The following is a 22058-nucleotide window of genomic DNA, read 5'->3' on the forward strand; positions in this document are numbered from 1 at the left end:
GTGCAAGCAGCCCCCTCCCGGCGGTCCAGCAAGGTCCCGGACACCCCGAAGGGAGGCCGGGCCCAGGGCCCATAACGGTACTCCATTCGGGCCACGTGCGTGGATGGGCGCGCCGCCCGACTTCTTGTCAGAGGTGATACCCGGCCGCCCCCGGCCGGTCTCTCGATCATGCCCGTGGCGAACTTCACTTAATCACCGCAAACGGAACTAACGGTTTCGTCGGTACGTCCCTTTCTCGTGCAGCCGGCCGGTCATTCACCAGGGACCGCGGTTGTGTACGGCCGTGTACGACAGAGGCAGGCAAGGTCCGGTGATGAGCGAAAGGTCCGACGGCGGTGGGGTGCCGAGCGCGGGGGAGGAGACCAGGAGGAGACGGGTCGACCTGAGCGTCGCCCAGGTCGCGGGCAGCGCCCTGGCGGCGGTGGTGGCCGCGAAGCTCGCCTCGTACTTCGGCGTCTACGGCACGATCCTCGGGGCCGGCGTGGTCAGCGTCGTGGCCACCTGCGGCGGCACGGTCTTCCAGCACTTCTTCCGGCGCACCGGCGAGCAGCTGCGCGGGGTGGCCGCCACCCCGACCGCCACCCCGACCGCCTCCCCGGCCCTCTCTCCGACCGCCTCCCCCGGGGCGGTCTCCGGGCCGGTTCCCGAGCCGGTTCCGGCGGGCACCCCCGCCGGGCGGAGCACACCGCCGGTGGGCGAGTTCACCGAGGGGACCGTCTACCGGGCCCGGATCAAGAGCTGGAAGCGGCCCGTGGTCGCCGCCACCCTCGTCTTCGGGGTCACCATGGCCGGAATCACCGCCTACGAACTGGTGTCGGGCGACAGCTTCAGCGGCGGCCGGGGCACGACGGTCGGCGACGCCGTGAGCGGCCACCGCAGGCCGCCCGTGACGTCCGACGAGCCGGTGCCCGCCTCCTCGCCCGCCCGTACGCCCGGGACCGGGGACGGGACGCTGCCGGGCGGCGCCGCCTCCGACGGCCCCGACCGGGGGACCGGAGTGAGCCCGACGCCCACGCCCGGGGCCACGGGCAGCAGCGGAGACGGCGGGAGCACCGGGGACACCGGGAGCGCGGGCTCCGACGGCGCGGGAGCGGGCGCGGGAGCGGACCGGCCGTCCGGCGCCGGCACCACGGCCCCGGCACCCGGCGCGAGCGCTACGGCCCCAGCACCCTCCGCAAGTAGTCGTTCTGGAACAGCCGGTGGGGATCCAGCCGGTCCCGCAGCGCCGTGAACTCGCCGAAGCGCGGGTGGACCGCGGCGAGGTGGCCGGCGTCCCTGGTGTGGATCTTGCCCCAGTGCGGCCGGCCCTCGTACGCGGTGAAGATGCTCTCCGCGGCCGTGAAGTACCGCTGGTAGGGGGTGCCCCGGAACATGTGGACGGCGATGTACGCGCTGTCCCGGCCCGAGGCGGTGGACAGGGTGATGTCGTCGGCGGGCGCGGTGCGCACCTCCACCGGGAAGCTCACCCGCAGTCCGGAGCGGTCGACCATCGCCTTCAGCTCGCGCAGGGCGTCGGGCAGGGCCTCGCGCGGCACGGCGTACTCCATCTCCAGGAAGCGCACCCGGCGCGGCGAGGTGAAGACCTTGTAGGGGATGTCGGTGTACGTCCGGGCGGACAGCGCGCGGCTGGAGATCCCGGCGATCGACGGGATGGCGGCGGGCACCGCGCGGCCGAGCCAGTTGGCCACCTGGAAGACGCCGTTGGAGAGGAACTCGTCCTCGAACCAGCCGGCCAGCCGCCCCACCGGCCGCTCCGGTCCGGCGCTGCGGTTGTTGCGCTTGGTGTTGGTGCTGCCGGTGTGCGGGAACCAGTAGAACTCGAAGTGCTCGTTCTCCGCCCAGAGTTGGTCGAACTCCGCGAGCACACGGTCCAGGGGCATCGGCTCCTCGCGGGCGGTGAGCAGGAAGAGCGGCTCCACCGCGAAGGTGAGGGCCGTGACGATCCCCAGCGCGCCCAGGCCGATGCGGGCGGCCGCGAAAACCTCCGGATGCTCCTTCGCGGAGCAGGTGAGCACCGAGCCGTCCGCCGTGACCAGCTCAAGGCCGCTGATCTGGGCGGCGATCGAGGCCGACTCGCGGCCCGTGCCGTGGGTGCCGGTGCTGGTCGCCCCGGACACCGTCTGTTCCATGATGTCGCCCATGTTGGCGAGCGTGAGTCCCTCGCGCGCGAGAGCGACGTTGAGTCTCTTGAGCGGGGTGCCGGACTCGACCGTGACCGTCATGGCCTCGCGGTCGATCCCGCGTATGCCGGTCAGCAGCTGCGGGCGGATCATCACGCCGTCCGTCGCGGCGATGCTCGTGAAGGAGTGACCGCTGCCGACGGCCTTCACCTTCAGCCCGTCCTCGGCGGCCTGCCGTACGGTGGCGGCGACGTCCTCCACCGTCGCCGGCGCGACCTGCCGCCCGGGGCGTGCGCCGACGTTGCCGCCCCAGTTATGCCACGTGCCGTTCCTCGCGCTCGTCGTGCTGCTCAACGAAGCCTCCCCGACGCGGAGCCGGCCTGCTCAGCCGGCGGTACCCGAGGAAACCGACCGCGACCGCGACGGCCCCGGACACCACCGGAACCCCGTACCCGGCGCTCGCCCCGGCCGCGTCGATCACCCAGCCGGCCACCGAGGAGCCCAGTGCCACCCCGACCGCGAGCCCGGTGCTCACCCAGGTCATGCCCTCGGTCAGGTGCGAGCGTGGTACGTGCTCTTCGACGAGGGCCATCGTCGTGATCATCGTGGGAGCGACGGACAGGCCCGCAACGAACAGCGCCACGGCCAGAAACGGCAGGTTTCCGACCAGTAGGAGGGGGATCATACTCACGGCCATCGCACAGATGCCCAGCAGCCAGCGCCGGGCCGGCGGTCCCGCGAAGCGCTGCAGGCCGAACACGACGCCCGCCGTGCAGGAGCCCGCCGCGTACAGGGCGAGCACGAGGCTCGCGGCGCCCTTGTGGCCCTGCTCTTCGGCGAAGGCGACGGTGACCACGTCGACCGCCCCGAAGATCGTCCCGGTCGCCACGAAGGTCGACACCAGCACCTGGAGTCCACGCGCACGCAGGGCCGAACCGCCGCCGTGATGCTCGCGCGCGTGCGGCGCGGGCTCGGTGGCGCGCTGGGCGGTCAGCCAGAACACGCCCACCGCCAGGAAGCACGCGGCCAGCAGCGGCCCCGCCTCCGGGAACCAGGCCGTGGACAGTCCGATGGAGACGATCGGCCCGAAGATGAAGCAGGCCTCGTCCACCACGGACTCGAACGAGTAGGCGGTGTGCAGCTGCGGTGTCCCCCGGTACAGGGCCGCCCAGCGCGCGCGGACCATCGCGCCCAGACTGGGCACGGAGCCGATCCCGGCCGCGCAGACGAACAGCACCCAGTCCGGCCACCGGAAGTGCGCCGCGAACAGCAGGACCGCCGCGGCGGTCAGCGAGACGAGCGTCGCGGGGCGCAGCACCCGGCGCTGGCCGTGCCGGTCGACCAGCCGGGAGATCTGCGGGCCGAGGACCGCGGCGGCCAGGGCGATGGTCGCCGACAGCGCGCCCGCGAGCCCGTAGCGCCCGGTGAGCTGGGAGATCATCGTGACCACGCCGATGCCCATCATCGACAGCGGCATCCGGCCGAGGAACCCCGCGGCGGAGAAACCCCTGGAGCCTGGAGCGGCGAACAGGGCACGGTACGGGCTGGGCACAGGGTCTCCGCGAATCCGGTAAGGAGTGAGGGAAGCTGATCCAGCTTACGGATCGGCCGGCTCCCGGTGCACCGCGCCCCTGTGCCCTGCCCGGCACCCCTGCGGGCCGGGATCCCGCCCGTCGGTGGGGGGTGGCAGGATCGAGGCATGCCTGACGTGCTCGACGCCACCCCGTACGACGCCCTGCTCCTGCTCTCGTTCGGCGGCCCCGAGGGGCCGGACGACGTGATCCCGTTCCTGGAGAACGTGACGCGCGGGCGCGGCATCCCCACCGAGCGCCTGAAGGAAGTGGGCGAACACTACTTCCGGTTCGGCGGGGTCAGCCCGATCAACGCCCAGAACCGCGCCCTGCTCGACGCCCTGCGCAAGGACTTCGCCGACCACGGCCTCGACCTGCCGGTCTACTGGGGCAACCGCAACTGGGCCCCGTATCTGACGGACACCCTGCGGGAGATGGTCCGCGACGGCCGCCGCCGCATCCTGGTCCTGGCCACCAGCGCCTACGCCTCCTACTCCGGCTGCCGGCAGTACCGCGAGAACCTCGCCGACTCGCTGGCCGCCCTCGAGGCCGAGGGCCTGGAGCTGCCGAAGGTCGACAAGCTGCGGCACTACTTCAACCACCCCGGCTTCCTGACGCCCATGATCGAGGGCGTCCTCGAGTCGCTCGCCGACCTCCCCGAGGACGTCCGCGACGGCGCGCACATCGCCTTCTGCACCCACTCGATCCCGGTCTCCGCCGCGGACACCTCCGGGCCGGTCCCCGGCCCCGGGGACGGCGGGGCGTACGTCCGCCAGCACCTGGACGTGGCGCGGCTGATCGCCGACGCGGTCCGTGAGCGCACCGGCGTCGACCACCCCTGGCAGCTCGTCTACCAGTCGCGCTCCGGTGCCCCGCACATCCCGTGGCTGGAGCCCGACATCTGCGACCACCTCGAGGAGCGGCAGGCCGCGGGCGCCCCGGCCGTGGTCATGGCGCCCATCGGCTTCGTCTCCGACCACATGGAGGTCCTGTACGACCTCGACACGGAGGCCACGGCCAAGGCCGCGGAACTGGGCCTTCCGGTACGCCGCGCCGCCACCGTCGGCGCCGACCCGCGGTTCGCCGCCGCCATCCGCGACCTGATCGCGGAGCGTGCCGCCACCGAACGCGGACAGCGGGTCGCACCGTGCGCCCTGGGCTCGCTCGGCGCGGACCACGACCTCTGCCCGGTGGGCTGCTGCCCCGCCCGCACGCCCCGGCCGGCCGCCGCGGGCGCCGACAGCCCCTACGCGTGAGGAACCCCGTGACCGACACCCTGCCCGCGGAACTGCTGCAACTCGCCCGCCAGGCGGCCGGGCGCGCCGGAGAGCTGCTGCGCGACGGCCGCCCGGCGGACCTGGCGGTGGCCGCCACCAAGTCCAGTCCGGTCGACGTCGTCACCGAGATGGACATCGCCGCCGAGAAGCTGATCACCGGCCTGATCTCCGACCGGCGCCCCGAGGACGGCTTCCTCGGCGAGGAGGGTGCCTCCGTCGAGGGCACGAGCGGCGTCCGCTGGGTGATCGACCCGCTCGACGGCACCGTGAACTACCTGTACGGACTGCCGACCTGGGCCGTCTCCATCGCGGCCGAGCAGGACGGCGAGGCGGTCGTCGGGGTCGTGGTCGCCCCGATGCGCGGCGAGGCGTTCCACGCCGTGCGCGGCCGCGGGGCCTGGGCCACCGGAGCCTGGGCCGGCGAGCGCAAGCTGGCCTGCCGTGCCGCGCCGCCCCTGGACCAGGCCCTGGTCTCCACCGGCTTCAACTACGTGGCCGAGGTACGCGCCCACCAGGCCGACGTGGCCCGCCGGCTGATTCCGCTGGTGCGCGACATCCGCCGCGGCGGCTCGGCCGCGGTGGACCTGTGCGACGTGGCGGTGGGCCGCCTGGACGGCTTCTACGAACGCGGTCTGAACCCGTGGGACTACGCCGCCGGCGACCTGATCGCCCGGGAGGCGGGCGCCGTGACCGGTGGCCGCCCCGGAGAGCGTCCCTCCCGCGACCTGACGGTCGCGGCCACCCCGGGCGTCTTCGAGCCCCTCCAGGGCCTCCTGGAGGAGCTCGGGGCCTGGCACGACTGAGGGCAGGGCGGGAGCACCACGCAGGAGCGGGACCCAGGCGCTGGATTCGCCGGGGTCCCGCTCTCACGCGTGCAGGCTGATCAGACGCCGGACACGCCGACCTCCACACCGTGTTCGGCGGCGAGGCGGCGCAGGTCGTCGAGTTCGGCCAGCTCGACCTCGACGAGGAAGTCGTCGCCCTCGTCACGAGCCCGGGTCAGGTCGGACTCGGTCGCCTTTATGCGCTGTAGAAGTCCTGCGGTGAATGCGTCCATGCTGCGCCCCCTCGTCCTGGGTCGGTGGGTCGGTGGCACGGGGGTGTGCCGTTCGGAAGGGGCGATCACGTCTCAGCAGGTGCCCGGCGCTGCCCGACCGGGCGGCGACGGCGCTGGACACCCACACCCGCTCTGCGGAAGCGGATCGCGGAGTACCGCATGGTGCTGCGGCACATGCAGAGCGTGATCGCGGGGTGTAAACCCGTCCTCCCCCGACTCATCGCGGTGGAAACCTCGACCGGACAAGAAAATTCGGGATTCGCGGCCTCTTCGCCCGCCGCTCGCCCGCCGTGCACCGGCCGCTTCCACGGCTTACCGCCGACTTATGGCCGAAAAGGGCAGGATGGAAGAACACACTCACGAAGACCCTGCCGGCGTGCGCCCCGAGCGGCGCTACGCGGGTGGACACAGGAAGGACCAGACGTGCGCGTACTCGTCGTCGAGGACGAGCAACTGCTCGCCGATGCGGTGGCCACCGGACTGCGCCGGGAGGCCATGGCCGTCGACGTCGTGTACGACGGTGCGGCCGCCCTGGAGCGCATCGGCGTCAACGACTACGACGTGGTCGTCCTCGACCGGGACCTCCCGCTGGTGCACGGCGACGACGTCTGCCGCAAGATCGTCGAGCTGGGCATGCCGACGCGCGTGCTGATGCTCACCGCCTCCGGCGACGTCAGCGACCGTGTCGAGGGCCTGGAGATCGGCGCCGACGACTACCTTCCCAAGCCCTTCGCGTTCAGCGAGCTGACGGCACGTGTGCGGGCCCTGGGCCGGCGCACCAGCATGCCCCTGCCGCCCGTCCTGGAGCGCGCCGGGATCAAGCTCGACCCCAACCGCCGCGAGGTCTTCCGCGACGGCAGGGAGGTCCAGCTCGCGCCGAAGGAGTTCGCGGTCCTGGAGGTCCTCATGCGCAGTGAGGGCGCCGTGGTCTCCGCGGAGCAGCTGCTGGAGAAGGCCTGGGACGAGAACACCGACCCGTTCACCAACGTCGTGCGCGTCACGGTGATGACCCTGCGGCGCAAACTCGGCGAGCCCCCGGTGATCGTCACGGTGCCCGGCTCCGGCTACCGGATCTGATCCGCCGTGGCCGCGACCCCGGCGCCGCCCCAGGCGCCCCCCAAACCCACCTGGGACCCCAGAAGGCCGGAGCCCGCCTTCCCGTGGCTGCGCCCGACCATCCGGATACGGCTGACACTGCTGTACGGCGGCATGTTCCTGATCGCCGGCATCCTGCTGCTGTCGATCATCTACCTGCTCGCCGCTCAGGCCCTGCGCACCGGCAACCAACCGCTGTTCAAGATCGTCGACTTCAACGCCCTCAGGGTCACCAGCAACGACTGCCCGGGCGTCGACAACGGCAACCTGTCGCTGTCGGAGTTCAACGCCGCGATCAGCGCCTGCATCGACCACCAGCGCCAGGTCGCCCTGGACAGCCTGCTCAGCCGCTCGCTCCTCGCCCTGCTCGGGCTCGCCGTGATCGCCTTCGCGTTCGGCTACGCGATGGCCGGCCGCGTGCTGTCCCCGCTCGGCCGGATCACCCGTACCGCCCGGGCCGTGGCCGGCTCCGACCTGTCCCGGCGGATCGAGCTGGACGGCCCGGACGACGAGCTGAAGGAGCTCGCGGACACCTTCGACGACATGCTGGAGCGGTTGCAGCGGGCTTTCACCGCCCAGCAGCGCTTCGTCGGCAACGCCTCGCACGAGCTGCGCACCCCGCTCGCGATCAACCGCACGCTCCTGGAGGTGCAGCTCTCCGATCCGCACGCGCCGGTGGAGCTCCAGCAGCTCGGCAAGACCCTGCTGGCCACCAACGAGCGCAGCGAGCAGCTCGTCGAGGGCCTGCTGCTGCTCGCCCGCAGCGACAACCAGATCGTGGAGCGCAAGCCGGTGGACCTCGCCGAGGTCGCCTCGCAGGCCGTCGACCAGGTGCACGCGGAGGCGGAGGCCAAGGGGGTCGTGATCCGTGGCGAGCGCAAGCCGGCGGTCGTCCAGGGCAACGGCGTGCTGCTGGAGCGGATCGCCCTGAACCTGGTGCAGAACGCGGTGCGGTACAACGTGGCCCATGAGGAGGTGCAGCGCGAAGCGCTTCCGAACAAGGGTGGCGGCGGGAGACGGGAGGGCGGCTGGGTGGAGGTCACCACCGACGTCCAGCACGGTCAGGCGATACTCGTCGTCACGAACACCGGGCCGGTCGTCCCGGCGTACGAGATCGACAACCTCTTCGAGCCCTTCAGGCGGCTGCGCACCGAGCGCACCGGCAGCGACAAGGGCGTCGGCCTGGGCCTGTCCATCGCCCGCTCCGTGGCGAGGGCGCACGGCGGCCACATCTCGGCCCAGCCGCGTGAGGGGGGTGGACTCGTGATGCGGGTGATGTTGCCGATCTGACATCATTGCGCCGACACGCGGGGATGTTCGCTTTAGGCGGAAATTCCCGGGACCGTTCCGGGTCTCACCGTGTGTGATCGATCACAGGGGCGGATTTCCAGCCATCCACGCTCCGTGGCCAAGTGGGCCGTGAAATGCCGGAAAAATCCCGGTTTTCAGAGGGCGTGATCACGGGAAGTACACGGTGAGACCGCTTTGGAGCGGGACATTCGGACCGTGTACGGTCCCCATCGCCATCCAAGCCGATCACTCTTGAGGAGTGCGGTTGGGTGTCGATTGAGTAACAGACCTTGATGTGAGGCAAAATCTCCGCCTCAGGTCGGGCACAAGTCCGGCCTCTCACGCGTTACGTGCGCTGGAGACACCGCATACACCCAGAGGGGGAGAGCGACATGGCAACCGACTACGACACCCCACGCAAGACCGACGACGACGTCGACTCGGACAGCCTGGAAGAGCTGAAGGCCAGGCGGAACGACAAGTCGACCTCCTCCGTGGACGTCGACGAGTTCGAGGCCGCCGAAGGCCTGGAGCTGCCCGGAGCGGACCTCTCGAACGAGGAACTGGCCGTCCGGGTGCTGCCCAAGCAGCAGGACGAGTTCACCTGCATGAGCTGCTTCCTGGTGCACCACCGCAGCCAGCTGGCCCGGGAGAAGAACGGTCAGCCGATCTGCCGCGACTGCGACTGAGGCAGGGTCGGCCGTGACTGGCTCGACCCCTCCTTGGAAGCGCCGCATCCCCCGCGGGGGAGCGGACTCGGGGCCGTCCGACGGCCCTCACGGCGCGCGTGACGAAGAGCGAGGGCCTTCCCGTGCATCCGACCCGGACGGGTCGGCGGGATCGCCCGCGCTCGCATCGGTCCCCGGGCGCGGTGACCCCGCCGTCCCGGCGGGTGGATCCGCGCCCGTGGCCCGGCGGCAGGCCGCGGCGATCCGGCACCGGGCCCGGAAGGCGCAGGACGCGGCCAGAACGGGCGCCCGCGTGGGCGGCAGCCACGCCAGGGCGGCCCTCTCCTACCTCACCGACCGTGTCATCGACATGGCCCCGCGGATCCCCGTACGGGACCTCACCACGCTGCGCCGGCAGTTCCCGGCCCTCGGGCCCGAACAGCTCGCGGACAAGCTGGTGGCGGGCGCGGCGGGAGCCTCCTCCACGGTCGGAGCAGGTGTCGGGGCAGCGGCGATGCTGCCGGTACCGCCCGCGATGCCGACCCAGCTGGCCGCCGAGGTCACCGGAGTCGCGGCGGTCGAACTCAAACTGATCGCGGAACTCCACGAGGTGTACGGGGTGCGGCCCCCCGGAAATCTGAAGGCCCGCAGCACCGCGTATCTGTCGGTCTGGTCGCACGAGCGCAGGATCGACGTGCGGAACCCGTCGTCGATCGACGTGGCCCTCGGGGGCCGGATGAGGCGCCAGCTGCGCCGGCAGATCATGAAGCGGACGGCGCGGGGCCTGCCCAAGCTGACGCCCTTCATGGTGGGCGCGGCGGCCGGCGCCGTCATGAACCGTCGCGAGACCAGAAGGCTCGCCGCCCGCATCCGGGCCGACCTGCGCAAGATCCAGGTCCCGTGGGACGAACTGCCCCCGCTGCCGCCCCTGGAGACGCCCGGGCACCCGCTGCCGCCCCTGGACACCACCGACACCAGCGGCGGCTCCGGGGAACCCGGGAGCTGACGAGCCCCCCGCCCCACGACCCCGTGGACGAGGCCGTGCGGCCTCGGGACCGCGCGGCCCCCGGGACTACGCGGCCTCGGGCGCCGCGGCCGTCCGTGCCGCACGCAGCGCCTCAGCCAGCCGCTCCGGCTCCCGCGTCGACAGGTACAGGTAGGGCGTCGGGTCCTCCGGGTCGGTGACCTCCACCCGCAGCGCCCCCGGAATGTAGGCACGCAGCAGCAGGAAGGCGCGGGTGTCGGCCTTGTACGTGCGCCAGGCGCGCGCCTCCTCCGCGTCCAGCACCTGAGCCTCGCCCAGCGCCGCGACCGGGATCTTCGCCTCGCCCGCGATCAGCTGGTCGCCCACGACCCGGATGCGCGGCGAGCCGTAGGAACTCACCACGACCGCCGCCGCCGCGGTACCGCCGACCAGGCCGCCCAGCAGCGGCAGGGTGCCGAACGGAAGCAGGACCAGGGCGCAGGAGACACCCATCAGAAGGCTGATCAGCCACCAGGAGCGGGGCGCGGTGAGGCGTTCTTCGTACGGCTGGGCGGAGAGCTGCATGAAACCAAGCTTGGCACGGTGTCGGGCGTACGCCGACGCGCGGGTAAGGTCTGCGCCTGTGAGTGGTAGTTCCGCAGCTCTTCAGCCCCCGCCCGACGCCGTGGACCCGGTCCGGCACCCCGACGCCCCCGCGCCCGGAGAACTCCTCGGCTCGCACTACGCCGCGTGCTTCGGCTGCGGCGGGGAGCAGCCGCACGGACTGCACCTCCAGGCGCGGGCCGGAGAGGGCGTCGGCATCACCGCCGAGTTCACCGTGCAGCCCGCCCACCAGGGCGCGCCCGGACTCGCCCACGGCGGGGTCCTCGCGACCGCCCTCGACGAGGCCCTCGGCTCGCTGAACTGGCTGCTGCGGACGATCGCCGTGACCGGGCGGCTGGAGACGGACTACGTGCGTCCGGTGCCGGTCGGCACCACCCTGCATCTGGCGGCCGAGGTCACCGCGGTGGCCGGCCGGAAGATCTACTCCAGGGCCACCGGACGCGTCGGCGGCCCCGACGGGCCGGTCGCCGTCCGCGCCGAGGCCCTCTTCATCGAGGTCAAGGTCGACCACTTCGTCGATCACGGCCGTGAGCAGGAGATCCACGCCGCCATGAGCGACCCGGACCAGGTCCGGCGCGTCCGCGCCTTCGAGGTGAACCCGTGAGCCGTGAGCCCCTGAACGTGCTGATCCGGCGTGTCGACGCCGACGTACCGCTTCCGGCGTACGCGCACCCCGGTGACGCGGGCGCCGATCTGCGCACCACTGCGGCGTGCGAACTGGCGCCGGGGGAGCGGGCCGTTCTGCCCACGGGAGTGTCTGTCGCGCTCCCCGAGGGGTACGCGGCCTTCGTGCACCCGCGTTCCGGACTCGCCGCCCGCTGCGGTGTCGCCCTCGTGAATGCCCCGGGGACGGTTGATGCCGGGTACCGTGGGGAGATCAAGGTGATCGTGGTGAATCTCGACCCGCGCGAGTCCGTGCGGTTCGAGCGCTTCGACCGGATTGCCCAACTGGTCGTCCAGCAGGTCGAGAGGGTCCGCTTCCAGGAGGTGGCGGAGCTTCCCGGCTCGGCGCGGGCCGAGGGGGGCTTCGGGTCCACCGGCGGCCACGCCGCCGTGGACGGCGTGAGCGGCACAGACGGCCGGGCCGCCGTAGGCGGCGCGGCGGGTGGGAATCGATACGCTTCGGTCGTATCCGACCGGGAAGGACAGTGACGTGTTCGGACGTCGCAAGAAGAAGGGTGCCGCCGAGGACGCGGCCGGCGAGGCCGAGCAGGTCGTCGACAGCGTCGACACCGAGGCGGACGTAGACGTGGAGGGCGAGCGCGAGCGAGTGCGGCTCGAGCCCGAGCCGCGGCCCGACGGGCCCTGGGACCGATCCGAGGTGCGCGAGCCGGCCGAGGGCCGGGTGGACCTCGGCGGCCTGTTCGTGCCGGGTGTCGAGGGCATGGAGCTGCGGGTCGAGGTCGCGGGCGACGCGATCGTCGCGGCGACCGTCGTCCTGCGGGACAGCGCCGTCCAGTTGCAGGCCTTCGCCGCCCCCAAGCGCGAGGGCATCTGGGGCGAGGTGCGTGAGGAGATCGGCAGCGGCATCACCCAGCAGGGCGGCATCGTCGACGAGGTCGAGGGGCCGCTGGGCTGGGAGCTGCGCGCGCAGGTTCCGGTGCAGCTTCCGGACGGCACGGGCGGCTACCAGGTCGTGCGGTTCGTCGGCGTGGACGGTCCCCGCTGGTTCCTGCGCGGGGTGATCTCCGGGCAGGGCGCGGTGCAGCCGCAGGCGGCCGGACTGCTCGAGCAGATCTTCCGGGACACGGTCGTGGTCCGCGGCGAGGGCCCCATGGCGCCCCGCGACCCGATCGTCCTGAAGCTGCCGAACGACGCGCAGATGGTGCCCGAGGGCGTCCAGCAGGACGAGGGCCAGTCCCGCTTCTCCGGCGGGATGGGCCAGCTCCAGCGCGGCCCGGAGATCACCGAGGTCCGCTGAGAACGGTCATCGACAGGACCCAGGGCCGTACCTTCGGGGGTGCGGCCCTCTGCCGTGCGCGGACCTTCGCGCGGCCTGGGCCGGAAACCTTCGCGAACGTCCGTCCGTTGGGATGTTGAAGGGACGCGCGCGGCTGGTGATACTGGCGCCCGGTCCACGGGGGACGGAAACGGGGAGGGCATATGAGCCAGGTGATCACCGAGACCATGGTGCGCGTCGAGGACGTCCACAAGTCCTACGGGCACGCGGCGGCCGCCGTGCACGCCCTGCGCGGCGTCTCCTTCGAGGTGCCGCGGGGCGAACTGGTCGCCCTCAAGGGCCGCTCGGGCTCGGGCAAGACCACGCTGCTCAACATCGTCGGCGGGCTGGACGAGCCGGACCGGGGCCGGGTCCACGTCGACGGCCGCGACCTGTCCGAACTCGGCGAGGACGGCCTCCTCGCCCTGCGCCGGGACCGCATCGGGTTCGTCTTCCAGTCCTTCGGGCTCATCCCCATCCTCACCGCCGCGGAGAACGTCGGCGTGCCGATGCGGCTGCGCCGCGCCGATCCGCGCGCGCGGGAGGAGCGCGTGGAGCTGCTGCTGTCCCTGGTCGGCCTCGCCGACCACGCCCGGCAGCGGCCCGGTGAGCTCTCCGGCGGCCAGCAGCAGCGCGTGGCCATCGCCCGCGCCCTCGCCAACGAGCCGGCGCTCCTGATAGCCGACGAGCCGACCGGCCAGCTCGACGCGGAGACCGGCCACGCCGTGATGGAGCTGCTGCGCGCGGTCGTCCGCAGCGAGCAGGTCACCGCACTGGTCGCGACCCACGACGCGACCCTGCTGGACCTCGCCGACCGGGTCCTGGAGCTGCGCGACGGGAAAATCGTCGAATCGTGACGCCCTGACGCCCTGACGCCCTGACGCCGTGGACGTCAGGGTTGCGTCAAAGACGGTCATCCGCCCCCGCGCGACCCCTTATGCCGCGAATATCGGCCGTAGGGTCGACGCGGCACACAGAGCCGTGACGGGAAGACAATGGGGCCATGGGACGCGGCAAGCTTCGGATCTACCTCGGTGCGGCACCGGGCGTCGGCAAGACGTACGCGATGCTGTCCGAGGCGCACCGCCGGGTTGAGCGGGGCACCGACTGCGTCGTGGCGTTCGTCGAGCACCACGACCGGGCGCGCACCGAGGTGATGCTGCACGGCCTCGAGCAGGTCCCCCGCAAGGAGCTGGAGTACCGCGGGGCCACCTTCACCGAGATGGACGTCGACGCCGCGCTGCGCCGCGCCCCGGCCGTCGCCCTGGTGGACGAACTCGCCCACACCAACATCCCCGGCTCCCGCAACGCCAAGCGCTGGCAGGACGTCGAGGAACTGCTCGCGGCCGGTGTCGACGTCATCTCCACGGTCAACATCCAGCACCTGGAGTCCCTCGGCGACGTGGTCGAGTCGATCACGGGCGTACGGCAGCGCGAGACCGTCCCGGACGAGGTGGTGCGGCGGGCCGACCAGATCGAGCTGGTCGACATGTCGCCGGAGGCCCTGCGCCGCCGGATGGCGCACGGCAACATCTACAAATCGGACAAGGTCGACGCCGCCCTGTCCAACTACTTCCGGCCCGGCAACCTCACCGCGCTGCGCGAACTGGCCCTGCTGTGGGTGGCCGACCGGGTGGACGAGTACCTCCAGCGCTACCGCAGCGAGCACCAGGTCTCCAGGATCTGGGGCTCGCGCGAGCGGATCGTGGTCGGCCTGACCGGCGGTCCCGAGGGGCGCACGCTCATCCGCCGGGCGGCCCGGCTGGCCGAGAAGGGCGCCGGAGGGGAGGTCCTGGCCGTCTACGTCGCCCGAAGCGACGGACTGACCTCCGCCTCCCCGAAGGAGCTGGCCGTCCAGCGCACCCTCGTGGAGGACCTGGGCGGCACCTTCCACCACGTCGTCGGCGACGACATACCGGCCGCGCTGCTCGACTTCGCCCGCGGGGTCAACGCGACCCAGATCGTGCTGGGCTCCTCGCGCCGCAAGACCTGGCAGTACGTCTTCGGGCCGGGCGTGGGCGCCACGGTGGCCCGTGAGTCGGGTCCCGACCTCGACGTGCACATCGTCACCCACGGGCAGGTCGCCAAGGGGCGCGGACTGCCGGTGGCCCGGGGCGCCCGGCTCGGCCGCGCCCGGATCGTCTCGGGCTGGACGGTGGCGGTCGCCGGACCGGTGGCCCTCGCGCTGCTGCTGAACACCGGGGACATCGGCCTGGCCAACGACATGCTGCTGTTCCTGGCCCTGACGGTGGCCGCGGCCCTGCTGGGCGGGCTGCTGCCGGCGCTCGCCTCGGCCGCCGTCGGATCGCTTCTGCTGAACTACTACTACACCCCGCCCCTGCACCGGCTGACCATCGCCGACCCCAAGAACATCGTCGCTCTCGCGATCTTCGTCGGGGTCGCCGTGTCCGTGGCCTCGGTGGTGGACCTCGCGGCCCGCCGCACCCACCAGGCCGCCCGGCTGCGCGCCGAGGCGGAGATACTGTCCTTCCTCGCGGGCAGCGTGCTGCGCGGCGAGACCAGCCTGGAGGCCCTCCTGGAGCGGGTCCGCGAGACCTTCGGCATGGAGTCGGTGGCGCTCCTGGAGCGGCAGAGCGACGTGGACCCCTGGACCTGCGCCGGCCGGGTGGGCACCGGCGGACCCCTCCAGCGCCCCGAGGACGCCGATGTGGACATGCCCGTCAGCGACCACATGGCGCTGGCGCTGACCGGACGGGTGCTGCCCGCCTCCGACCGCCGGGTGCTGGCCGCCTTCGCCGCCCAGTCCGCCGTCGTCCTGGAGCGCCGTCGCCTCCAGGAGGAGGCCGACCGGGCCCGCGCCCTCGCGGAGGGCAACCGGATCCGCACCGCGCTGCTCGCCGCCGTCAGCCACGACCTGCGCACGCCGCTCGCCGGGATCAAGGCGGCCGTCTCCTCGCTCAGGTCCGAGGACGTCGACTGGTCCGAGGAGGACCGCGCGGAACTGCTCCAGGGCATCGAGGAGGGCGCCGACCGGCTCGACCACCTCGTGGGCAACCTGCTGGACATGTCCCGCCTCCAGACCGGCACCGTCACCCCGCTGATCCGCGAGATCGACCTCGACGAGGTGGTGCCGATGGCGCTGGGCGGGGTGCCCGAGGACAGCGTGCACCTGGACATCCCCGAGTCCCTGCCGATGGTCGCCGTCGACCCCGGACTGCTGGAGCGCGCGGTCGCCAACCTGGTGGAGAACGCCGTGAAGTACAGTCCGCCGGACGAGCCGGTGCTGGTGTCCGCCAGCGCCATGGCCGCCCGCGTCGAGGTCCGGGTCGTCGACCGCGGACCCGGCGTCCCGGACGAGGCCAAGGACCGCATCTTCGAGCCGTTCCAGCGGCACGGCGACGCCCCGCGCGGAGCCGGCGTCGGCCTCGGTCTCGCCGTGGCACGCGGCTTCGCCGAGGCCATGAGCGGCACGCTCGACGCCGAGGACACGCCCGGCGGCGGTCTGACGATGGTCCTCACCCTGCGGGCCGCGAAGAGCCTTCGTGTGCCCGCACGACTCGCAGAACCAGAAAGGCAAACCACATGACGCGGGTGCTGGTGGTCGACGACGAGCCGCAGATCGTGCGGGCCCTCGTGATCAACCTCAAGGCACGCAAGTACGAGGTCGACTCCGCCTCCGACGGCAGGGCCGCCCTCGACCTCGCCGCCTCCCGCCACCCCGACGTGGTCGTCCTCGACCTGGGCCTGCCCGACATGGACGGCGTCGAGGTGATCAGAGGCCTGCGCGGCTGGACCCGGGTGCCGATCCTGGTCCTGTCCGCCCGGCACTCCTCCGACGAGAAGGTCCAGGCGCTGGACGCGGGCGCCGACGACTACGTCACCAAGCCGTTCGGCATGGACGAACTGCTGGCCCGGCTGCGGGCCGCCGTCCGCCGCGCCGAGCCCGTCGGGAGCGGCGAGGACGGCGTGCTGGTGGAGACCGAGGACTTCACCGTCGACCTGGCCGCGAAGAAGGTCAACCGGGCCGGCAAGGACGTGCGGCTCACCCCGACCGAATGGCACCTGCTGGAGGTCCTGGTGCGCAACACCGGCCGGCTGGTCAGCCAGAAGCAGCTGCTCCAGGAGGTGTGGGGGCCGTCGTACGGCACGGAGACGAACTATCTGCGCGTGTACATGGCGCAGCTGCGCAGGAAGCTGGAGGCCGACCCCTCGCACCCCAAGCACTTCGTCACGGAGCCGGGGATGGGCTACCGCTTCGAGAAGTGAGCGGTTACGTCGCCCTCGGGGCACCCCGGTACGCTTCAGACATGAGTGCTGTTCCCCGTTCCGAAAAGCCGGTGGGGCGGTTCCGGCGCATGCTCGACCGGCTTTCCTCGTCGCAGGAGGACCTGGAGTCCGAGGAACTGCGGGAGGACGCCGAGACCGCGGGCTGTACGCGCATCGGCGACTGCCACGACCGGCAGATCGTCACCGTTACTGGTACCTTGCGCACGGTCACCCTGCGTCCGCGTGCCGGAGTCCCGGCCCTGGAGGCCGAGTTGTTCGACGGCACGGCCGCCCTGGACGTGGTGTGGCTCGGCAGGCGCTCCATCGTCGGGATAGAACCGGGGCGCAGGCTGATCGCATCGGGCCGGATCTCGATGAGCCGGGGCCGCCGGGTGCTGTTCAACCCCAAGTACGAACTGCGACCCCTCGGACGGGAGTAGCCGGTGACGTCACTCGACAAGCCGACCGAAGACACGACTGCCGACGACGATGCCCGGGCGGTGACGGAGGCCGCGCTGTTCGAGGCGTTCGGCGGGGTGCGGGGCATGGTCGAGACGGTGCTGCCCGGCCTCCTCTTCGTCACCATCTTCACGATCAACAAGGACCTGCACTGGTCGGCCATCGCCGCGCTGGCCGTCTCGCTGCTCCTCGTCGTGGTCCGGCTGGCGATGCGGGACACCGTCAAGCACGCCTTCAGCGGTGTCTTCGGCGTCGCCTTCGGCGTCGTCTTCGCGATGATCACCGGCAACGCCAAGGACTTCTACCTGCCCGGCATGCTCTACACGCTGGGCCTGGCCCTGGCGTACCTCGTGACCACGCTGGCCGGGGTCCCGCTGATCGGCCTGATGCTCGGCCCGGTCTTCAAGGAGAACCTCTCCTGGCGCACCCGCAACCCCGGCCGCAAGAAGGCCTACGCCAAGGCGAGCTGGGCCTGGGGCCTGATCCTGCTCGCCAAGTGCGCGATCCTCTTCCCGCTGTACTGGTGGGCCGACACCACCCAGCTCGGCTGGGTCCTGGTCGCCCTGAAGATCCCGCCGTTCCTGCTGGCGGTCTGGCTGACCTGGGTCTTCCTCGCGAAGGCGCCCGCGCCCATCGACGTGTTCGCGGAGCTGGAGGCGCAGGAGAAGGCCGAGCAGAAGGCCGAGGAGGAGCGCGAGGCGGCCCTGGCCCAGGAACACGGCGAGGCACCGGCCGCCGGCCGACACCGCCGCCAGAGCTGAGCGACGCCCGTACGACGGCGGGGGGCACCCGGATCTCCGGGCGCCCCCCGCCGTCGTACGGAAGCGGCGCTGCTCGGTGCTCAGCGCTCGGTGCTCAGCTCTCCCGGCGCACCGACAGCAGGTCCTCCAGCTGCTCCTCACGGGCCTGCGCGGCCACGAACAGCAGCTCGTCACCCGCCTCCAGGGAGTCCTCCCGGGACGGGGTGAGCACCCGGGTGCCGCGGATGATGGTGACCAGCGAGGTGTCCTCGGGCCACTGGACGTCCCCGACCTGGGTGCCGGCCAGGGCCGACTCCTCCGGCAGGGTCAGCTCCACGAGGTTGGCGTCGCCGTGGCTGAAGCGCAGCAGCCGGACCAGGTCGCCGACGCTCACGGCCTCCTCGACCAGCGCGGACATCAGACGCGGGGTGGAGACGGCCACATCCACGCCCCAGGCCTCGTTGAACAGCCACTCGTTCTTCGGGTTGTTCACACGGGCCACCACCCGCGGCACGCCGTACTCCGTCCTCGCCAGCAGCGAGACGACCAGGTTCACCTTGTCGTCGCCCGTCGCGGCGATCACCACGTTGCAGCGCTGAAGCGCCGCCTCGTCCAGCGAGGTGATCTCGCAGGCGTCGGCGAGCAGCCACTCGGCCTGCGGCACGCGCTCGACCGAGATGGCGGTCGGCGCCTTGTCGATGAGAAGGACCTCGTGGCCGTTCTCCAGCAGCTCGCTCGCGATCGAGCGACCGACCGCGCCGGCACCGGCAATGGCGACCCTCATCAGTGACCGCTCTCCTCTTCCGGGCCCTCGGCGAACGCCGCCTCGACCTTCTCCACGTCGTCCGTCCGCATCATCACGTGCACGAGGTCGCCCTCCTGGAGCACCGTCTGCGAGCTCGGCAGGATCGCCTCGCCGAGGCGGGTCAGGAACGCCACCCGGACGCCCGTCTCCTCCTGCAGCCTGCTGATCTTGTGGCCCACCCACTTCGGGGAGGCGTGCACCTCGGCGAGCTGGACGCCGCCGGTGGGATCGCGCCACAGCGGCTCGGCGCCCGAGGGCAGCAGCCGGCGGAGCATCTGATCGGCCGTCCAGCGGACCGTGGCCACGGTCGGGATCCCCAGGCGCTGGTACACCTCGGCGCGGCGGGGGTCGTAGATACGGGCCGCGACGTTCTGCACGCCGAACATCTCGCGGGCCACCCGCGCGGAGATGATGTTCGAGTTGTCGCCGCTGGAGACGGCCGCGAAGGCACCGGCCTCCTCGATGCCTGCCTCGCGCAGGGTGTCCTGGTCGAAGCCGATTCCGGTGACCCGGCGGCCACCGAACCCGGGACCCAGCCGACGGAAGGCGGTGGGGTCCTGGTCGATCACGGCGACCGTGTGCCCCTGCTGCTCCAGGGTCTGGGCGAGAGCGGAGCCCACTCTCCCACAGCCCATGATGACGATGTGCACGACCGTCCTTCCGATGTCAATAGCGACTGCTCAGTCCCATCAGGGTCTCAGACAGAGGGACAAGCTACACATGCCCCGTTCGGGGCGGGCACCCCCCTGCCGCATCCTTAACGCGTCCCCGACGAGCGGCGCCTCACTCGACCCCGAAGGTCCGGCGCCGAGTGATGCTGCGCACGCTGCGCAGGGTCAGGAATCCGAGGCCGAGCAGCGCGGTGGCCGCGCCGATCAGCTCCGCGGTCGAGGACATGGGGCCTTTGAGGGGCGGCGGGGAGCGGGGTCCGGACATCCAGGCACGGCGTGCACCCCACCCGCGGAATCCGCAGGTTCCGCACGGCCGGAATTCACTCGTGAGGCAGATCCTGGACGGCAGGTGCACGACCCGGGGGGCAAAGGCCTACGATCCTCTGTTGTGTCCAAACTGACCGACGTGCCCAAACGCATTCTGATCGGGCGCGCACTGCGCAGTGACCGGCTGAGCGAGACGCTCCTGCCGAAGCGCATCGCCCTACCCGTCTTCGCCTCCGACTCGCTCTCCTCCGTGGCCTACGCGCCCGGCGAGGTGCTGCTGGTCCTGTCCGTCGCGGGCGTGTCGGCGTACCACTTCAGTCCGTGGATAGCGGTCGCGGTCGCGGTGCTGATGCTGACCGTGGTCGCCTCCTACCGGCAGAACGTGCACGCCTACCCGAGTGGCGGCGGCGACTACGAGGTGGCGACCACCAACCTCGGCTCCAAGGCGGGCCTGACCGTCGCCAGCGCGCTGCTGGTCGACTACGTCCTGACCGTCGCCGTCTCCATCTCCTCCGGCATCGAGAACCTCGGCTCCGCCGTCCCCTTCGTCGTCCAGCACAAGGTGCTGTGCGCGGTCGCCGTGATCGTGCTGCTGACGCTGATGAACCTGCGCGGGGTGAAGGAGTCGGGCACGCTCTTCGCCATCCCCACGTACGTGTTCGTCACCGGTGTCTTCATCATGATCGCGTGGGGCGCCTTCCGCGGACTCGTCCTCGGCGACACCATGCGGGCGCCGACCGCCGACTACCACATCAAGGCCGAGCACCAGGGACTCGCCGGATTCGCCCTCGTCTTCCTGCTGCTGCGCGCCTTCTCCTCCGGCTGCGCCGCGCTCACCGGCGTCGAGGCGATCTCCAACGGCGTCCCCGCCTTCCGCAAGCCGAAGTCCAGGAACGCGGCGAGCACGCTGGCGATGATCGGCCTGCTGGCCGTGACGATGTTCTGCGGCATCGTCACGCTGGCCATGACGACCGGCGTCCGCATGTCCGACAACCCGGCCGCCAACCTCCTGCGGGGCGGCGTTCCGGTCGGCCCGGACTACGTCCAGAACCCGGTGATCTCCCAGGTTGCCGAGGCCGTCTTCGGCAAGGGCAGCTTCCTGTTCCTCATCCTGGCCGCGGCGACGGCGCTGGTCCTCTTCCTGGCCGCCAACACCGCGTACAACGGCTTCCCGGTGCTCGGCTCGATCCTCGCCCAGGACCGCTTCCTGCCCCGCCAGCTGCACACCCGCGGCGACCGGCTCGCGTTCTCCAACGGCATCGTGCTGCTCGCGGGCGCCGCCGCCCTGCTGGTCGTCGTCTACGGCGCCGACTCCACCCGGCTGATCCAGCTGTACATCGTCGGCGTGTTCGTGTCCTTCACCCTCAGCCAGGTCGGCATGGTCAAGCACTGGAACCGCCACCTGTCCACCGAGCGGGACCCGGCCAAGCGCAGCCACATGATCCGCTCCCGCGCCATCAACACCTTCGGGGCCTTCCTCACCAGCACGGTGCTGGTCGTCGTCCTCGTCACCAAGTTCACGCACGGCGCCTGGGTGGCCCTGCTCGGCATGTGCATCTTCTTCGCGACGATGACCGCGATCCGCAAGCACTACGACCGGGTCGCCGAGGAACTCACGGCCCCCGACGACCCGGGCGACGACACCGTCCGGCCCTCCCGCGTCCACTCCGTGGTCCTCATCTCCAAGATCCACCGTCCGGCCTTGCGCGCCCTGGCGTACGCCAAGCTGATGCGCTCGGACACCCTGGAGGGGCTCACCGTCAACGTGGACCCGGCCGAGACCCGGGCGCTGCGCGAGGAGTGGGAGCGGCGCGGCATCGACGTACCCCTGAAGGTGCTCGACTCGCCCTACCGCGAGGTCACCCGCCCGGTCATCGAGTACGTGAAGAGCCTGCGCAAGGAGTCCCCGCGCGACGCCGTCTCGGTGATCATCCCCGAGTACGTCGTCGGTCACTGGTACGAGCACCTGCTGCACAACCAGAGCGCGCTGCGCCTGAAGGGCCGGCTGCTGTTCACGCCGGGTGTGATGGTCACCTCGGTGCCCTACCAGCTGGCCTCCTCCGAGGCGGCCAAGCTGCGCGCCCGCAGGCGCCAGGACTGGAACGCGCCCGGCGCGGTGCGGCGCGGCCCGGCCCAGGAGCGCCCGAAGGAACAGAAGGAGTCGCCGGCCGCGAAGGGCTGACGGGGGCGCCGCCCGGGGGTGCCGCCCCCTCATGGTGAACGGCCGGACGGCGTCCACGTAGACTGGTGGGCTGTTGTCCGGCCGTACGCCTTCCCCGATCTG

At 71.8% G+C, this 22058-nt stretch carries 22 protein-coding genes; 16 read left to right on the top strand and 6 right to left on the bottom strand.

What is annotated here, in order from left to right; translation table 11 throughout:
* The first annotated feature begins 313 nt into the window (after positions 1 to 313).
* Positions 314 to 1231 carry a hypothetical protein gene (locus tag ACTYVM_RS31445; protein ID WP_445529233.1) on the top strand — a complete coding sequence of 306 codons (918 nt, stop codon included), beginning with the start codon at positions 314 to 316 and terminating at the stop codon, positions 1229 to 1231.
* On the opposite strand, the gene ACTYVM_RS31450 is transcribed toward ACTYVM_RS31445, so the two are convergent.
* Both ACTYVM_RS31450 and ACTYVM_RS31455 read right to left on the bottom strand, forming a co-directional pair.
* Entirely contained in the window at positions 1155 to 2474 is a 1320-nt protein-coding gene (locus ACTYVM_RS31450) for a D-arabinono-1,4-lactone oxidase (protein WP_445529234.1), read from the bottom strand. The genes ACTYVM_RS31445 and ACTYVM_RS31450 overlap by 77 nt on opposite strands.
* Positions 2434 to 3672 (bottom strand): MFS transporter, encoded by a 1239-nt coding sequence (locus ACTYVM_RS31455; protein ID WP_445529235.1) that lies wholly within the window; start codon positions 3670 to 3672, stop codon positions 2434 to 2436. The genes ACTYVM_RS31450 and ACTYVM_RS31455 overlap by 41 nt, the downstream gene beginning before the upstream one ends.
* Before the next feature lie 147 nt (positions 3673 to 3819).
* On the opposite strand from ACTYVM_RS31455, the gene ACTYVM_RS31460 reads away from it, so the two are divergent.
* Both ACTYVM_RS31460 and ACTYVM_RS31465 read left to right on the top strand, forming a co-directional pair.
* On the top strand, positions 3820 to 4947 hold the full coding sequence (locus tag ACTYVM_RS31460) for a ferrochelatase (protein WP_445529236.1): 1128 nt from the start codon (positions 3820 to 3822) through the stop codon (positions 4945 to 4947).
* An 8-nt stretch (positions 4948 to 4955) separates the two neighbouring features.
* Entirely contained in the window at positions 4956 to 5771 is an 816-nt protein-coding gene (locus ACTYVM_RS31465) for an inositol monophosphatase family protein (RefSeq protein WP_445529237.1), read from the top strand.
* A gap of 80 nt (positions 5772 to 5851) precedes the next feature.
* Here the strand turns inward: ACTYVM_RS31465 and ACTYVM_RS31470 are convergent, their stop codons facing one another.
* A complete protein-coding gene (locus tag ACTYVM_RS31470) occupies positions 5852 to 6025 on the bottom strand; it encodes a hypothetical protein (protein ID WP_019981855.1) in 174 nt (57 codons plus the stop codon).
* Between the two features lie 423 nt (positions 6026 to 6448).
* Between ACTYVM_RS31470 and ACTYVM_RS31475 the strand changes: the two genes are divergently transcribed.
* The 4 genes from ACTYVM_RS31475 to ACTYVM_RS31490 all read left to right on the top strand — a co-directional run bounded on the left by ACTYVM_RS31475 (position 6449) and on the right by ACTYVM_RS31490 (position 10084).
* Positions 6449 to 7102 carry a response regulator transcription factor gene (locus ACTYVM_RS31475; RefSeq protein ID WP_306189769.1) on the top strand — a complete coding sequence of 218 codons (654 nt, stop codon included), beginning with the start codon at positions 6449 to 6451 and terminating at the stop codon, positions 7100 to 7102.
* 6 nt (positions 7103 to 7108) lie between these two features.
* Positions 7109 to 8410 (top strand): sensor histidine kinase, encoded by a 1302-nt coding sequence (locus tag ACTYVM_RS31480; RefSeq protein ID WP_445529238.1) that lies wholly within the window; start codon positions 7109 to 7111, stop codon positions 8408 to 8410.
* A gap of 392 nt (positions 8411 to 8802) precedes the next feature.
* A complete protein-coding gene (locus tag ACTYVM_RS31485; protein WP_003997302.1) occupies positions 8803 to 9099 on the top strand; it encodes a DUF4193 domain-containing protein in 297 nt (98 codons plus the stop codon).
* A gap of 13 nt (positions 9100 to 9112) precedes the next feature.
* The gene (locus tag ACTYVM_RS31490; RefSeq protein WP_445529239.1) at positions 9113 to 10084 is read left to right on the top strand and encodes a hypothetical protein; all 972 of its coding nucleotides are present in this window, start codon (positions 9113 to 9115) and stop codon (positions 10082 to 10084) included.
* Positions 10085 to 10150: 66 nt separating this feature from the next.
* Here the strand turns inward: ACTYVM_RS31490 and ACTYVM_RS31495 are convergent, their stop codons facing one another.
* A complete protein-coding gene (locus ACTYVM_RS31495; RefSeq protein ID WP_445529240.1) occupies positions 10151 to 10627 on the bottom strand; it encodes a DUF3093 domain-containing protein in 477 nt (158 codons plus the stop codon).
* A 58-nt stretch (positions 10628 to 10685) separates the two neighbouring features.
* On the opposite strand from ACTYVM_RS31495, the gene ACTYVM_RS31500 reads away from it, so the two are divergent.
* From ACTYVM_RS31500 to ACTYVM_RS31535, 8 genes are all read left to right on the top strand, one after another.
* Complete coding sequence (locus ACTYVM_RS31500) at positions 10686 to 11270, top strand: PaaI family thioesterase (protein WP_400026804.1); 585 nt, start codon at positions 10686 to 10688, stop codon at positions 11268 to 11270.
* Positions 11267 to 11818, top strand: coding sequence for a dUTP diphosphatase (dut, locus tag ACTYVM_RS31505; RefSeq protein ID WP_400026806.1), 552 nt, complete (start codon positions 11267 to 11269; stop codon positions 11816 to 11818). The genes ACTYVM_RS31500 and dut overlap by 4 nt, the downstream gene beginning before the upstream one ends.
* Position 11819: 1 nt before the next feature.
* A complete protein-coding gene (locus ACTYVM_RS31510; RefSeq protein WP_445529241.1) occupies positions 11820 to 12587 on the top strand; it encodes a DUF3710 domain-containing protein in 768 nt (255 codons plus the stop codon).
* A 182-nt stretch (positions 12588 to 12769) separates the two neighbouring features.
* A complete protein-coding gene (locus ACTYVM_RS31515) occupies positions 12770 to 13462 on the top strand; it encodes an ABC transporter ATP-binding protein (protein ID WP_400026810.1) in 693 nt (230 codons plus the stop codon).
* Between the two features lie 146 nt (positions 13463 to 13608).
* On the top strand, positions 13609 to 16152 hold the full coding sequence (locus ACTYVM_RS31520) for a sensor histidine kinase (protein ID WP_445529242.1): 2544 nt from the start codon (positions 13609 to 13611) through the stop codon (positions 16150 to 16152).
* Positions 16149 to 16832 (top strand): response regulator, encoded by a 684-nt coding sequence (locus ACTYVM_RS31525; protein ID WP_400026814.1) that lies wholly within the window; start codon positions 16149 to 16151, stop codon positions 16830 to 16832. The genes ACTYVM_RS31520 and ACTYVM_RS31525 overlap by 4 nt, the downstream gene beginning before the upstream one ends.
* 41 nt (positions 16833 to 16873) lie before the next feature.
* Positions 16874 to 17272, top strand: coding sequence for an OB-fold nucleic acid binding domain-containing protein (locus ACTYVM_RS31530; protein WP_390827755.1), 399 nt, complete (start codon positions 16874 to 16876; stop codon positions 17270 to 17272).
* Positions 17273 to 17275: 3 nt separating this feature from the next.
* A complete protein-coding gene (locus ACTYVM_RS31535) occupies positions 17276 to 18052 on the top strand; it encodes a DUF3159 domain-containing protein (protein ID WP_445529243.1) in 777 nt (258 codons plus the stop codon).
* 94 nt (positions 18053 to 18146) lie between these two features.
* Here the strand turns inward: ACTYVM_RS31535 and ACTYVM_RS31540 are convergent, their stop codons facing one another.
* Complete coding sequence (locus ACTYVM_RS31540) at positions 18147 to 18815, bottom strand: potassium channel family protein (protein ID WP_445529244.1); 669 nt, start codon at positions 18813 to 18815, stop codon at positions 18147 to 18149.
* A complete protein-coding gene (locus tag ACTYVM_RS31545) occupies positions 18815 to 19486 on the bottom strand; it encodes a potassium channel family protein (RefSeq protein ID WP_141357528.1) in 672 nt (223 codons plus the stop codon). The genes ACTYVM_RS31540 and ACTYVM_RS31545 overlap by 1 nt, the downstream gene beginning before the upstream one ends.
* 409 nt (positions 19487 to 19895) lie before the next feature.
* On the opposite strand from ACTYVM_RS31545, the gene ACTYVM_RS31550 reads away from it, so the two are divergent.
* On the top strand, positions 19896 to 21956 hold the full coding sequence (locus tag ACTYVM_RS31550) for an APC family permease (RefSeq protein ID WP_445529245.1): 2061 nt from the start codon (positions 19896 to 19898) through the stop codon (positions 21954 to 21956).
* Positions 21957 to 22058: the final 102 nt, after the last annotated feature.

The sequence above is a fragment of the Streptomyces cyslabdanicus genome (genome assembly GCF_052663305.1).